Raw genomic sequence first — 13,734 nt, 5'->3', positions numbered from 1 at the left:
TTATACCCGAATATACGAAACTCTTATGTTATTTATGCGCTAAAATGCTATCTTTATTAAAATATTTTACTGTCTAGAACAAATAAACCGAAAAAAGGCGAGTTTCTATGGTCGACCGCACTTCACGACGCATTTTTATACTTGCAGCAATCGCATTTATCCTTTGGGTTCTGTACCTGCTTAAACCGGTAGTATTACCCTTCATTGGGGCATTTTTAATTGCTTATTTATTCAGTCCATTGGTTGATAAATTACATAAAATTGGCTTACCAAGATGGCTGGCAATTAGTGTAGTTTTTATAGGGATTGGCGTTGTAGTGACTTGGGCAATGTGGTATCTGGCTCCATTGGTCTGGAAACAGCTGATGTATGCCAAGACCAGCATTCCCGCAGGCATTCACTGGGTGAACTATACCTTCCTGCCTTGGTTGTCTCATACATTTAACCTCGCACCGATGGAAATCGATACCGAGCAGATGTCATCGGCCATTATGGACTACATTCAGACCAATTATAGTGCAGACAGTGTTCAAGCATTGGTGCTAAAAGTCGCTCAGTCTGGCCTGAATTTTATTCAGATTGGTGGAACCATCATATTAATTCCAATCATTGCCTTCTATTTTCTGCTGGATTGGGACCGCATGCTGGACAGTTTCCGCAGATTGATTCCCCGCCCATATGAAAAGGCAACCTTAAATATTGTTAGTGAATGTCACAGTGTTTTAGGTGCTTTTGTTAAAGGTCAATTTCTGGTGATGCTTTTGCTCGGCATTGTATATGCTGTGGGTTTGCAACTGATTGGACTAGAAGTGGGCTTAATTATTGGCATGATTGCAGGGCTGGCCAGTATTATTCCTTATCTGGGTTTTGCAGTAGGAATTATCGCTGCTGTTATCGCTGCTTTATTTCAGTTTGGTCTTGACTGGGTTCATCTTGCACTTGTCGGTGTGGTTTTTATGGTCGGTCAGACCGTAGAAGGTTATATCCTGCAACCTTTCTTGTTGGGTGATAAAATTGGTCTGTCTCCTGTCGCAGTGGTGTTTGCAGTATTGGCTGGTGCCCAGCTTGCGGGTTTCTTGGGCATGTTGATTGCTTTGCCAGTAGCCGCCATTATTGTTGTACTGTTGCGTCACGCACGAGAGTGCTATGAAAAGAGCCGTATTTATGGGCAACCTCAAGTGGTGATTCAGAATGCAGATATCGGATCGGTTTCAATTGAAAGCGAGCAGCTTAATGTGGATGTAGAGCTAAAAGATCAGCCTGTAAAAAATCTGCAAGATGCTGAAAAATCGAGTAAGATTGGATTGATAGACAATAAAGAATCTGAAGGTTAAAGCTCATATATGCGTCAACTGCAATTAGATATTGAACCTCAACTGGATGCCAGAATTAGCGATTTTTCTGGGCCGGGATGGGGACATGTTATTGATGCAGTTCGACAATTACATGCGGGTTTAATGAACCGCTTTTATGTGTATGGCGGTGCGGGATCTGGCAAGAGTCATCTACTTTCTGCTATTTGCGATTCTTATCTGGAAATTGGCAAGTCGGCAATTCAGGTTTCACTGCTTGAATTGCTGGATGCACCCACTGAAGCGATTACTTCATTAGATCAATATGATCTGGTGGCATTGGATGATATTGAAGCAATTAGTGGTGTTCCACATTGGCAAAAAGCAGTCTTTCATTTAATTAACTACAATAATGAAGGCGGGGGGCAGCTGGTCTTTTCGTCACGTGTAGCACCGATTGAATTAAAACTTGAACTTCCAGATTTACAATCACGTTTGACTCAGGCAGTCAGTGTTAAAGTACCGTCGGGAAGTTTATATGCCGACCGATATGCCTTGGTCACCTCAGTGTTATCACGCCGGGGTATTCATATAGATCAACAAATTATCGATTATTTACTGGTGCATGGGCCTCATCAGACTTCTATTTTATTACAAACTTTAGAACAACTGATTCAACTGTTAAAAGGTGAGAAAATCAAAATTAGTCATGCAAATTTAAGACAAATTTATGCCTTGATTGATGAATATCGGTAAATAATAAAAAATCTTGAGAAATTATTCAAGCTGTGACAAAGTACAGCAAAATAGTTCGATGTTGCAGGGAATGTGCAACTTAAGAATAAAAATATATAGAAGAATACAAGGAGAAAGGTATGCTCAAACGGAGCATAGGTATAGGGATGTTATGCGTTGCAGGACATGCTTATAGTGCCGACATTATCGTAAACACGACTGAAGATGTTAAAAAAGATGACAAGGAATGTTCATTACGTGAAGCAATAGAATATGTCAATCTGGAATTACCTGAAGAAGGTCATTTGGGCTGTGGAGGGAAAGGTTCCAGTTCAACTATTGTGCTTGAAAAAACAACCACATATAAATTAGATAGCCAAATTAAAATTACGGCAGCACTGACTTTAAAAACTGTCTACGATAGCAGCTTTTCAAACGAGACTAAACCAGGTTTAAATAATGCCACTATTAAAATGGTGGGCAAGGATAATATCTTTTATATTGATGATGCAAAAAAAGGTTTAGTTCAAGTTAATCTCATTGAAGTGAATCTGCAGGGATGTGGTCAGAGTGTTTGTGCTACACAAGGCGGTTTAATTTTCAATAATGAATATTTAGTTTTAGATCATGTGAAACTAACGGATGGTATCGCCACTCAAGGTGGTGCCATTTACAATGTGGGTGTACCGACTGAAGCAGAGTCAGTATCACGTAGTCTAGTTGAAATTAAATACAGTTTATTTGAAAAGAACAAGGCGGATGAAGGCGCCATTATTTATAGTCGGGTTCCGCAATTTAGAATATCAAACTCTGTTTTTCGGGAAAATGAGACCAATTTAGCAAGCGCTGCAAATATATATTCAGCTGCAGATTTAGACAGTACAGTTTTGTCTGCGTTCCCTTTTATGTCCTATAAAATTGCCAATAGTACCTTTTACAAAAATACAGGCTGGGTAATTAATGTTCGTGATGGCATAGGCTTAAATAGCCTGACTGTTATTGGTAATACAGCCGGGATTAAATTTAATGCACCTGCACAAAAAGCTTATCTTGCCAATAGTATTGTTTTGGGAAATCCATATCCTATCACTCAGGATGATAACTGCTCCTTTATAAGTACAGATAAAACTTATAACCAAAACAATATTGTAGCCAATAGTTGTACGGCAGGTGACAGTCTATATCCAAATGATATTTGGACAGGTACGCAGCTGATTGCAGGGGATGCATTAGATGGAAAATGTAAAACCTTGAGTCAAGATCCGAATTCGCTTTTATGCCCATATTTCAAGTCGGATAAAGATTTCTTAGGATATTTTCGTCCGCGTATTTTGATGAGCTATAACAAATTGGCTGAATCATTGATTATAAATAAAGGGAAGTTTCAGGCTGATTCAACCTCAACAGTGATGGGGTGCGAACGTATAGATCAACGTGATAATGTGCGTGATGAAGATAATGATTTGTGCGACCGTGGTGCAATTGAAATTATTATGCCGAGTACAATAGGACTTGTGGGTGAAGATTTGCTGATAGGTGAAACTGCCCAAATTTCCATAGTTGACCATCTCAGTGATAGTGATTTGGTACCAAAAGAGGAGTGTGACGCCATACTGGGTAAAAATCCTACAGGGGAAGCATGGCAGGCAGGTTGTCTGCAAGTGGTGCAGACACAGACACCTTCAAAGGGTAAGTTGACTATTAATGAAGATGGGACCTTGGTTTATACGCCTCAAGGGGATTGGCATGGCGCCGATATTTTTAAAATCCGTCTAGTCACTTCATCTACGCGTTTTAATAAAACAAAACCTTATATGGAAGTGAATGTAAATGTTGTACAAGCACCCAAAAATGCTATGGAAAGTAAGAGTGTGAACACCTCCGGTGGTTCTGTCGGATTCTTTAGTCTATTTGGCATATTGGGTCTTGTTGGATTACGCCGATATAAAAAATAATTAAGGATGATCTATGAAAAATTATAAAAAGGGATTACTGACTGCCATGATATTGTCTGCGATGTCATTAATGGCAGCAGAACAAAAAACAATTTATGTGAATACCTTCGATGATGAAGATAATACCAATCCCAATAAATGTTCATTGCGTGAAGCAATTAAAGCAGCCAGTTTAAATAAGGCGTATGGTGGTTGTAGTGCAGGCAATACCACAAGAGGGCAGAAAGACTATATTCAGCTTGAAGAGGGTGAATATATTCTTAACAGTGAATTAACGCCAGAATCAGAAATTTATATTTATGGGAAATTGCCCGGCGATTATTCAACAAAGGATGTCTTAACCAATGAATATCCAGCGCGCCAAAATATAAAAACAAAAATCAGCGCAAAAAATGCCTCGCGAATTTTCAATACCATCAATCAGGAACCAACACTATCTTTATATAATGTTACTTTAGATGGTGGGGCTTCAGGTGAGGTGGGTGGGGCATTGTTGATTGGCGGTTCTTTAAATATGACCAATAGTGCTATTTTAAATTCAACCTCAGCCAAAGATGGTGGAGCAATCTATTTCGTAGCCCACAGGCCAGAAAATCAAATTACTTTAGACAATACGCTGATACAAGGTAATAACGCAAATGAAGGTAGTGTTATTGCTATGGATTGTATGGTAAATCTGGGTAAAACAAATGCGCTTATTAACATTAATAACAGCAGTATTATAGAAAATGGTTCAGCAACCAGCCTAAGTTCAATTGATGTATGTGGTAGTTCAAAAGTAGCAATTACTGCAAGTACAATTGCAAAGAACACGGCGAATAGCAATAATGGTAGTATTATTCGTATTGTAAATACTCCAGATCATCGTTTAAGCCCAAGTTCTCAATTATCTTTAAGCAGTAATACAATTGTTGAAAATAATGCTCATAGTACTTTGTATTATGATAATACTGGAAATATTTCTTTAAATTTCAATATACTGGCTTATAATCTAGGTAAGTCTTGCCGTTACGCCTTAAATAATGGTGACTTGACAGGTGTTAAACGTGAGATCTACGCATATCAAAATGCTTTGCAGCTGAATCCTGGAACAGGACAGTGTGATTTGCCAGCAGCATCCACTGCTGGCGATACAAGTTCTAATATCAATATTAATTTAGGCTCAACCAGCATGTCGACCATTTTGTCGCCATATCAAGCTGCATCTAAATATAATTTATTTTTACCGATGTATTATCCAATCGATAATCAGAATGATTCTGATTTGGTCAATGTTGGTAAGCCAGGATGTAGTACTACTGATCAACGTAATTTGGCGCGTATTGCAGATAGTACTCATATATTAGATCCAGATCAGAACAACACCTGTGATATTGGCTCGATTGAACGTATGCGCTTAACTGCACCTGATATAACGACATTATCCAATCGCTCTTACACCACACTTATTGCAGATTATCAAAAGAAAATTGATGAGTTGAAAGGATATCTTGCTGATCCTGAAGAAGATAAGGACCTTAGAACAAAAGATCAAGAAGACTTAAAAAAATATGAAGACCTGAAAAAATTAACCGAACTATATGCTCAGTATCGCGCTATATATTTTGATCCGTTTGTAAATGCTTTACCAAGCGAAGAGCCTGCTTCGGATATTAGTGGTGCAATTCAACTCAAAGCGCTAAATACGAATAACTATACAATTACGACCCATAACTATGGTGTAGGTGAATTTGTTGAAAAAAGTGGGGTATACGAGTTTGTAGGAACTGCTGATCCTAACTTTAAGTGCGAATGGAAGGAAGATCTAAAACAGATCATCCTTTATCGTACGGATGGCAAGGTGGTAGATGGTAATGCTTACTGTTCATATAGCATTACTTCTAATCAAGACAGCTCAGTTACATCTACCGGGCTTATAACGGCAAGTTTTATCAATATTGCACCTATAGCAAAGAATGATACCTATTCGATTACTCCAAGTTCAAATTCGGCATTGAGTGTTAATCCGCTAAGTAATGATAGTGATGATGGGGATGGACCAACAACTCATTTAACTATTAGTAAGACTACATTTTACAAAAATGAACAGGGAGTTGAGTTGCCAATACGGCTATCAAGCATTCCTGCTGGTTTAATTGTGAATGCGGATCGTAAAGGTCCATGTCCAGGTAACTATATCAAAGATACTTGTTATGGCGGACAGCTATACTTTGAAGTGAAAAATAATTTTAGTCAGTTTGATTATGAACTTGAATATAATATTTTTGATACAGAGGGCATATCATCAAATAATGCGAAAATTTACTTACTTAATACTGAGAAAAATACGAATAATGAAGCATCTGGTGGTGGTGGAAGCCTTGGGATATATAGTGTTTTAGGCTTGGCTGGTCTTGCTTTATTTAGAAATCGTCGCAAAAAGTAATACCCTAATAAAAAAAGCCTCATTAATGAGGCTTTTTTATTATATGTACTTTATTAATGACTATGAAAATTAATGAATAATCATAGGTAATGATTGAAATAAAATAGTGTGGTTTGAGAAATAACAAAGCTTAAATATTAAAATAAAAACAATAACTCTCTTTGAGAGCCATTGTTTATCATGGTTATTTAGTGACTGACGGTCTGAGGTTGTAAATATTTACTGATATATTCAGCGCGAATCAGAGGTCGTTCTTCCGGTGTTGCCTTTTGCATACGGATACCCAACTCTTTACGTTCTTGGCTGCTCATTTTTTGCCAGGTTTCACGCATTTTTTGTTTTTCTTGCTCTGGAAGCTGGGTAAACCAATCCATACGTTGCTGTAGGGTTGTGCCTTGTGCTTCAGGTATTTCTTTAAGTGATTGATAGCGTTGAATAAGCGCGCGCTGTTCACTATCCGATAATGTATCCCAAGTTTCTGCTATTTGTGTGTCAGCATCTTTGGAAAAAATCCAAAAACGTTCAAAGCCAGCAAAGCTGGTTTGTAAAAATCCGAGAGCACAAAAAGCAAATGCTAATTTTTTAGCTGCCATGTGGAACCTTATCCTCACCTAAAACCATGAGCATCTCCAAATCTTCAACCATTTGCGGAGATAGTTTTGGGGTCACCACAACTTGATTTTGAGGTTTTGTTGCCATTTCAATGGAATTTGGGAACACCACGAATCCTGCAATTGCAGCGGCAAGCGCAAAACCTGACATTTTCCAAAGTCCATAACGGGATGTTTCTCGCGCTTGAATTTCTTCAATGACATGATTCATCACAGCAGGTTTGGCTTTGTGATGTTGTGCGAGTCCATCGAGTTTGGAAGTAACTTGTTTTAAGAAATCATCTTGCTTCATTCGGATGACCCTCCACGATATGGATTCAAATGTGCTAAAGAAGCTCGGAGACCTTGAATAGCACGGTGATAATGGGTTTTTACACTACCTTCACTGCATTGCATAATTTGTGCAGTCGTGTGTGTATCAAAACCTTCCCAAGCACGCAGCATGAAAGCTTGTTGCTGGCGAACAGGAAGCTGAGCGATAGCTTCCTGTATTTCTTCGGCAGTCACGGCTTGATCAAGAAAATCGAATGGACTAGGTGTACTTTCATCAACAATATCATTCAGTTCGATATCGTCATCATCCAAGCTGACCTTTTTAAAAAAAGAAAAAGGTTGTGCTCGGCGGACTTCTTTTCTACGCCAGTCTTGCAGTTTATGGTTTAAGATGGTGTAAAACAGGGGATACCACTCATCAGTCGACTTATCTGCATATGCCTTATGCAAGGAAATGAACGCTTCCTGCACGAGATCCATCGCAATGCCTTGTTGACCCTGAGTTGCACTTTCCATCATCACTAAAGCACGTCCAGTCACATCCTGCATGAAAATTTTCAGGCGTTGTTCAGCCGTACTCTTCAGAGTACTTAAATTTTCCGACTGAGACGACTTCGGTGCTGAATCCATAGAGATGGAAAATCCTGTCATTGGATACCCACCATTATTTCCATATTCATATATCTATAACGTAGGAAATAATGGTTTGGTTGACAAAAAAATTATTATTTTTCTAGTGTAATCTATTTTTAAACATGGATGAGGGAAGTTTAAAATAAAGTAACGAAAGATCAGATTTATAAGCGTTGGCGTACCATTTCAAAGAAACATATAGACCCTGCAATAGCAACATTTAGAGACTCTTGTCCACCCGGTTGAGGGATGGAAACTGCTTGTGCATGTGCAAGGGCGTATTCAGAAACACCTTGACCTTCATTGCCTAAAATCCAGACACAGGATTTGGTTAAATCCTTGGAATATAAGCTCTCTGATTCATGTGAACTGGTCACGTAAACAGGAATCTTGAATTGATCCAAAATATCTTCAAGTGTCACATTTTCATAAGTGTGCAAGGAAAAATGTGCACCCATTCCGGCACGCAGTACCCGTGGCGACCACAGTGAAGCTGAACCTTTGGTACAGACAATTTGCTGAATACCTGCTGCAGCTGCAGAGCGGAGCAAAGTACCGACATTGCCCGGATCTTGGATATTTTCCAGAATCAAGGTGTCAGCTGTAAAATCGAGGGCATGGCGTGAACTGGGTAAATCGACAATGGCAAGACATGCAAGGGTAGTGCCTAAGGTACTCAAGTCTTTATATAAAGACTCACTAATGATAAACACTGCACCTTGGTATTGTTCTGCAATCCGGTCAAAATCGGGATGATTGAGTGCCTGTTCGGTGGTAAAAATAGATTTGATTTTTCTATCTTCTGCTAACCAGGCCAAACATAAATGGGTGCCTTCAAGTACAGTTTGGCCTTGTTTTTTACGATATGAATTTTGCTCAATTAAGCCGCGTAAATGCTTAATTTTAGGATTATCTTTTGATTCTAGAAAAATAGTAGGCATGGGAGATCAAATCCACGGAAGCAAGTCATCAGGACTTACTTCCGCTATAAAAAATTAATTATGGTAGCGAGTTACGAGGTCAACTTCATTTTTAGAACCAATCACCACAGGTACGCGTTGATGAAGTTCAGTCGGCTGAATCTCTAAAATACGTACACGACCAGTTGTAGATGCGCCGCCTGCCTGTTCCATCAGCATACTCATCGGGTTTGCTTCATACATTAAACGTAAACGGCCGGCTTTTTTCGGATCTTTAGTGTCATATGGGTACATAAAGATACCGCTACGGCAAAGAATGCGGTGAATATCACCCACCATACACGCCACCCAACGCATGTTAAAGTCTTTTTCACGCGGGCCTGTCTTACCTGCAAGTAATTCGTCGATATAACGTTTTACCGGCGCTTCCCAGTGACGCTGGTTAGAGGCATTGATGGCATATTCTTTAGTATCAGCAGCAACGGTAATGGCATCTTTAGTGAGCAAGAATTCTTTGGTTTCAGGGTCAAAAGTAAAGAATACCACCCCAGCACCCACCGTAAGCGCCATCATGGTAGATGGACCATAGAGCACATAACCTGCTGCAACCTGGTTAGTACCTGCTTGCAAGAAGTCTTCAGCTTGTGTTACAGCATGTTTTGCAGGCAGGATTGAGAAAATAGTACCTACACACATGTTGATGTCGATGTTGCTAGAACCATCCAACGGGTCAAACAATACAAGATATTTACCATTTTCTTGGGCAGGAGTGAATTCATCTAATTCTTCAGATGCTAAACCGCCAACTTCAGCATGTACTTTTAACGCATCAATTAAATAATCATTTGAAATAACGTCCAGTTTCTTTTGTTCTTCACCTTGAACATTTTCGTGTTGTGCACTACCTAGAACGCCAGCTAAAGCACCTTTTTGCAATAATTGATCGATGTCTTTACATGTATTACCAATTGTTTCAATAACTTGAGCTAGCTCAGGTGTCAGATTCCCGTTTTGTTGTTGTAAATATTGGGAAAGGGTGAGGTATGACATGACAGGAAAACTCCAAGTAGAAAATGATAAAAACTTATCAAAAGAATATGGGCAACTATTTTAGATGAGAATGCAGCAAAAGAACAATTAAACTCGACTATTTGTCGCGATTTTACTCTTGTAAGTTCTGTGGAAAATGCTATGTTGAGATTTATAGGTTATGGAAAACGTGATAGGAGCACAGTTATGACAACGCAAAAGTTTGATGCGACTCCAACGCCAAATGAAGCTATGAATTTAGATGATATTTCTGCCGAAAAAGTGAAAGAAGCCTGGAAAGGCTATGAAGCGAAAGCGGAATATAAAGAATTCAATAAGCACGATCTGATTGAATCCATGCAACATCCAAAAGAAGAATCTAATGAATCTGAAAAGGTTTAAAATTCTTGGTAAGATATAAAAAAAGCGCTCAACTTGAGCGCTTTTTTATCAGAACCATTATTTTAATAATGGCGGAACTGCTTCGTAGTTAATTTCTACACGGCGGTTTTCTTTCCATGCATTTTCGTCATGACCTGCATTGATTGGCATTTCCTTACCATAGCTTACCGCTTCCAATTGGGTTGCAGCAACGCCATTGGTAATCAGGAAGCTTTCTACTGCTTTGGCACGACGCTCACCCAAAGCCATATTGTATTCACGTGTGCCGCGTTCATCGGTATGACCTGTTAAAGCCACTTTTGAATTGGCATTGGCGACAAGGAATTGCGCATGTGCCTGAAGGGTTTGATAGTCTTCGTTTGACAATTCGCTGCTGTCATAGTCAAAGTGAACCACGCGCTTGGCTAAAAATGCTTTATTTGCCGCAGTCACACCTTTAGATGATGCACCTGCCAGGTTTTGTGCATTCAAGGCAGCATCTTCACTTAAGCCTTCAGTATTTACGGTAGTCGCTTCACTCGGGTTTTGTCCTGCTTGAATTTCAGCGGCAGGCTTGCGGCTGGCACATCCAGTCATCACCAAGGCTGTTGCCAGAACTGGAAGAACCAATAATTGAACTGCTTTCATCTTTATCTCCATGATTATCATTGCTTTAGATTAATAAAATTTATTCGATCAAATTGTTATTTAGGTGCCCAGGCTGGTTCACGAACTTCGCCCTGTTCACTTGGTAAATTCATGCGGAAACGACCATCCAGTGACATGATCGACAATAAACCACGATTTCCTTCACGGGTTGCATAGACCACCATTTGACCATTTGGCGAGAAACTTGGTGACTCATCCAGACTAGTCGGGGTAAGAATGTTGGTAATACCAGTGTTGATGTCCTGAATGGCAACTTTGTAATTACTACCGCTTGGACGATGGACCAGTGCAACTTTTTTACCATCAGCACTTAATGTACCACGGGCATTAAATGCTCCACGGAAGGTTAGGCGTTTTGCCGAAGCATTAGCAAAACTATAGGTATAGATTTGTGGTGAACCACCGCGGTCAGAGGTGAAAATAAAAGATTTACCATCTGGAGCATAACGTGCTTCAGTGTCAATGGCACTGTCATTGGTCATACGCTGTAGTTCACGCGTATCCAGATTCATTTGATAGATTTCAGGATTGCCATGCATAGAAGCTGTAAACAGCATGCTTTTGCCATCCGGTGAGAAGCTCGGTGCACCATTTAGCCCACGGAAACTGGCCAGTTTTTCACGTTTTCCTGTAGCCAGGTCCTGTACATAAATGGCTGGACGTTTGGTTTCAAATGAAACGTAAGCAATTTTTTTCGCGTCTGGGGTCCAGGCTGGTGACAGAATCGGATCACGGGAAGTTAGAATGGTTTTTGGCTGTTCACCGTCGGTATCGGCAATTTGTAGGGTATAGCGCTGTTCAGGGGTTGCAGGGTTACGTAGTACATAGGCAATACGACCGCTAAAATCGCCAGGAATACCGGTTAATGCCTGATAAATTGCATCACTGATCATGTGTCCGGCTTGGCGGATACGTGACGCAGGGACAGTCAATAATTCATTTAATAGATACTGCTGTTTTTCTACATCATAAAGCTGATAATGAACTTCAAAACTGCCATTATCCGTGGCTTTTACTGTACCGGTCACTACATAAGGAACCCCGGCAGCTTTCCATGCTTCAGCATTTGGAGTATTCATACTCGCTGTTGCAGGGAGGTTCTTTGAAGCACTGCTAAATTTACCTGAACGGTTCAGGTCGTTTTCGACGATTGGATAAATACTTTGATCATTATTAAACGGAATAATGGCAATCTTTGGCGCTTCTTCAGGGGCCTTGGCAATTTCCAGATGCAATTGTGCATAGGATTGCGTGGCAAATACCGGGCTTAAAGCGGTCAAAATGGTCAGGCAAAGTAGATGTTTACGCGTCATTTCCATCATCTGCTACGTACTCTAAAAGATGTAAATTATTGTGAATTTGCTTGTGTCACATAATGGCATGATTTTGAATGATTGGAAGCACATCATGATGACTAAACTGTTATTAGACTGTGAAAAGTGACGAAAATTTCATCTATTTCTTGAATCCATAGTTTAAAGATCAAAAAATACCGCATCAATCGAAAATTGATGCGGTTTAGGTTTTATTTTGCGGTAAAGGTTGAAGTAAAGGTTCTTGCTTCACGGCGTGCATCTGGGTCAGAAGGCATTGGGTAGGGAGCTGCTGACCGAACGGCTGCTTCCACACTGGCTTTCATGTCTGGATCACTAGAATTTACAATCACCGATTGAACTGAACCGCTATCACTTAAAGTCACGCGGGCAGTAGCTTTTTGACCTGATGAACCACTTGGAATATCCCATGCTCGTTTAATTTTATTTTCAAAATCACGTTTCGCAGATGATGCAATTTTCTTTGCTTCAGCTTTTTTAGTCGCGGCTTCTTCCGCAGCCTGTTTTGCTGCAGATGCTTTAGCTTCTTCCGCTGCTCTTTCTCTGGCTTCAGCATCGGCTTTCGCTTTATTCGCAGCATCAGCTTTAGCTTTATTTGCAGCGTCTGCTTTCGCTTTTGCAGCAGCATCCGCTTTGGCTTTATTCGCAGCATCAATTTTAGCTTTTGCAGCAGCATCCGCTTTTGCCTTATTAGCCGCATCGGCTTTCGCTTTTGCAGCAGCATCCGCTTTGGCTTTATTCGCAGCGTCAGTTTTCGCCTTCGCAGCAGCGTCAGCTTTTGCCTTGTTAGCTGCATCGGCTTTCGCTTTTGCAACCGCTTCAGCCTTGGCTTTATTTGCAGCATCAGTTTTGGCTTTTGCCGCGGTTTCAGCGCGCTGTTTATCCGCTTCCGCCTTTCTTAATGCATCCGCTTTTACTTTTTCTGCTTTCGCACGTTCAGCCTGATCTACTTTACGTTTGGCATCTGCTTCCGCTTTTGCAGCAGCATCGGCCTTAGCTTGAGCCGCAGCTTTTGCATTGGCTTTTTCAGCTGCCTCAGCTTGGGCTTTTAATTTATTTGCTGCAGCGACTTTTGCATTTTCCGCAGCTTGTTGCTCAGCTTTTTGCATTGCTTCAGCAGCGGCTTTGGCTTGTTGAGCCGCTTTATTGGTATCAGGTTGTTTTGGTGCTGGTGTCGGAGGTGTAGGTTGAGTAACCGGAATAACCGGAGCAGGTTCCACACTTGGCTTGGCTGTTTGTTGCACCTGTTCAGCAACTTTTTCATGTGCAGTTTCTACTGAATCCGTTTGCTCTAAAGGTTGCGGCGGCAGTAAATCTTCCGGTTTAACTAAAACCGTCGTGATCTTTTTAGGAGGCTCAGGTGGTTTACTCATGCCTAAAAAAAGTAAGCCAGTCATTGCCACCACATGGACACCGATGGTAAATCCAAGCGCAATCGTTTTTTCTTTAGATTGTGGCTTTGTGAAATCTTTCATAA

13 protein-coding genes are annotated in these 13,734 nt (G+C 40.4%); 5 read left to right on the top strand and 8 right to left on the bottom strand.

Annotation, left to right across the window (positions count from 1 at the left end):
• Positions 1–107 precede the first annotated feature (107 nt).
• The 4 genes from cxpE to B9T26_RS09365 all read left to right on the top strand — a co-directional run bounded on the left by cxpE (position 108) and on the right by B9T26_RS09365 (position 6,407).
• A complete protein-coding gene (gene cxpE / locus B9T26_RS09380) occupies positions 108–1,334 on the top strand; it encodes a chloramphenicol efflux transporter CxpE (RefSeq protein ID WP_086199442.1) in 1,227 nt (408 codons plus the stop codon).
• Between the two features lie 9 nt (positions 1,335–1,343).
• On the top strand, positions 1,344–2,048 hold the full coding sequence (gene hda / locus B9T26_RS09375) for a DnaA regulatory inactivator Hda (protein ID WP_086199441.1): 705 nt from the start codon (positions 1,344–1,346) through the stop codon (positions 2,046–2,048).
• 119 nt (positions 2,049–2,167) lie between these two features.
• The gene (gene rbtA / locus B9T26_RS09370; RefSeq protein WP_086199440.1) at positions 2,168–3,982 is read left to right on the top strand and encodes a rhombotarget A; all 1,815 of its coding nucleotides are present in this window, start codon (positions 2,168–2,170) and stop codon (positions 3,980–3,982) included.
• 13 nt (positions 3,983–3,995) lie between these two features.
• On the top strand, positions 3,996–6,407 hold the full coding sequence (locus B9T26_RS09365) for a CSLREA domain-containing protein (RefSeq protein WP_086199439.1): 2,412 nt from the start codon (positions 3,996–3,998) through the stop codon (positions 6,405–6,407).
• 188 nt (positions 6,408–6,595) lie between these two features.
• On the opposite strand, the gene B9T26_RS09360 is transcribed toward B9T26_RS09365, so the two are convergent.
• From B9T26_RS09360 to B9T26_RS09340, 5 genes are all read right to left on the bottom strand, one after another.
• Positions 6,596–7,000, bottom strand: coding sequence for a DUF3106 domain-containing protein (locus B9T26_RS09360; RefSeq protein ID WP_086199438.1), 405 nt, complete (start codon positions 6,998–7,000; stop codon positions 6,596–6,598).
• Positions 6,990–7,310, bottom strand: coding sequence for a hypothetical protein (locus B9T26_RS09355; protein WP_086199437.1), 321 nt, complete (start codon positions 7,308–7,310; stop codon positions 6,990–6,992). Before B9T26_RS09355 ends, B9T26_RS09360 begins: the two co-directional genes overlap by 11 nt.
• Entirely contained in the window at positions 7,307–7,921 is a 615-nt protein-coding gene (locus B9T26_RS09350; RefSeq protein WP_086199436.1) for an RNA polymerase sigma factor, read from the bottom strand. Before B9T26_RS09350 ends, B9T26_RS09355 begins: the two co-directional genes overlap by 4 nt.
• Positions 7,922–8,088: 167 nt before the next feature.
• The gene (locus tag B9T26_RS09345; RefSeq protein ID WP_086199435.1) at positions 8,089–8,865 is read right to left on the bottom strand and encodes a TrmH family RNA methyltransferase; all 777 of its coding nucleotides are present in this window, start codon (positions 8,863–8,865) and stop codon (positions 8,089–8,091) included.
• Positions 8,866–8,919: 54 nt separating this feature from the next.
• Complete coding sequence (locus tag B9T26_RS09340) at positions 8,920–9,894, bottom strand: class 1 fructose-bisphosphatase (protein WP_086199434.1); 975 nt, start codon at positions 9,892–9,894, stop codon at positions 8,920–8,922.
• Between the two features lie 186 nt (positions 9,895–10,080).
• Between B9T26_RS09340 and B9T26_RS09335 the strand changes: the two genes are divergently transcribed.
• Positions 10,081–10,275 carry an NF038105 family protein gene (locus B9T26_RS09335; protein ID WP_086199433.1) on the top strand — a complete coding sequence of 65 codons (195 nt, stop codon included), beginning with the start codon at positions 10,081–10,083 and terminating at the stop codon, positions 10,273–10,275.
• 57 nt (positions 10,276–10,332) lie between these two features.
• On the opposite strand, the gene pal is transcribed toward B9T26_RS09335, so the two are convergent.
• The 3 genes from pal to tolA all read right to left on the bottom strand — a co-directional run bounded on the left by pal (position 10,333) and on the right by tolA (position 13,732).
• Entirely contained in the window at positions 10,333–10,902 is a 570-nt protein-coding gene (gene pal / locus B9T26_RS09330; protein WP_086199432.1) for a peptidoglycan-associated lipoprotein Pal, read from the bottom strand.
• Between the two features lie 56 nt (positions 10,903–10,958).
• A complete protein-coding gene (gene tolB, locus B9T26_RS09325) occupies positions 10,959–12,242 on the bottom strand; it encodes a Tol-Pal system beta propeller repeat protein TolB (RefSeq protein ID WP_171262977.1) in 1,284 nt (427 codons plus the stop codon).
• A gap of 206 nt (positions 12,243–12,448) precedes the next feature.
• Positions 12,449–13,732 carry a cell envelope integrity protein TolA gene (gene tolA, locus B9T26_RS09320; protein ID WP_086199430.1) on the bottom strand — a complete coding sequence of 428 codons (1,284 nt, stop codon included), beginning with the start codon at positions 13,730–13,732 and terminating at the stop codon, positions 12,449–12,451.
• Positions 13,733–13,734: the final 2 nt, after the last annotated feature.

The organism is Acinetobacter sp. ANC 4169, assembly GCF_002135355.1.
Taxonomy (GTDB): Bacteria; Pseudomonadota; Gammaproteobacteria; order Pseudomonadales; family Moraxellaceae; genus Acinetobacter.
This window is presented reverse-complemented; position numbering and strand designations above follow the sequence as displayed.

Bases quoted from the DNA above. Each gene is read 5' to 3' on its own strand.
- B9T26_RS09345 (WP_086199435.1), bottom strand. From the start codon at position 8,865: ATGCCTACTATTTTTCTAGAATCAAAAGATAATCCTAAAATTAAGCAT.
- tolB (WP_171262977.1), bottom strand. From the start codon at position 12,242: ATGGAAATGACGCGTAAACATCTACTTTGCCTGACCATTTTGACCGCT.
- B9T26_RS09340 (WP_086199434.1), bottom strand. From the start codon at position 9,894: ATGTCATACCTCACCCTTTCCCAATATTTACAACAACAAAACGGGAAT.
- B9T26_RS09360 (WP_086199438.1), bottom strand. From the start codon at position 7,000: ATGGCAGCTAAAAAATTAGCATTTGCTTTTTGTGCTCTCGGATTTTTA.
- cxpE (WP_086199442.1), top strand. From the start codon at position 108: ATGGTCGACCGCACTTCACGACGCATTTTTATACTTGCAGCAATCGCA.
- B9T26_RS09365 (WP_086199439.1), top strand. From the start codon at position 3,996: ATGAAAAATTATAAAAAGGGATTACTGACTGCCATGATATTGTCTGCG.
- B9T26_RS09355 (WP_086199437.1), bottom strand. From the start codon at position 7,310: ATGAAGCAAGATGATTTCTTAAAACAAGTTACTTCCAAACTCGATGGA.
- tolA (WP_086199430.1), bottom strand. From the start codon at position 13,732: ATGAAAGATTTCACAAAGCCACAATCTAAAGAAAAAACGATTGCGCTT.
- rbtA (WP_086199440.1), top strand. From the start codon at position 2,168: ATGCTCAAACGGAGCATAGGTATAGGGATGTTATGCGTTGCAGGACAT.
- hda (WP_086199441.1), top strand. From the start codon at position 1,344: ATGCGTCAACTGCAATTAGATATTGAACCTCAACTGGATGCCAGAATT.
- B9T26_RS09335 (WP_086199433.1), top strand. From the start codon at position 10,081: ATGACAACGCAAAAGTTTGATGCGACTCCAACGCCAAATGAAGCTATG.
- B9T26_RS09350 (WP_086199436.1), bottom strand. From the start codon at position 7,921: ATGGATTCAGCACCGAAGTCGTCTCAGTCGGAAAATTTAAGTACTCTG.
- pal (WP_086199432.1), bottom strand. From the start codon at position 10,902: ATGAAAGCAGTTCAATTATTGGTTCTTCCAGTTCTGGCAACAGCCTTG.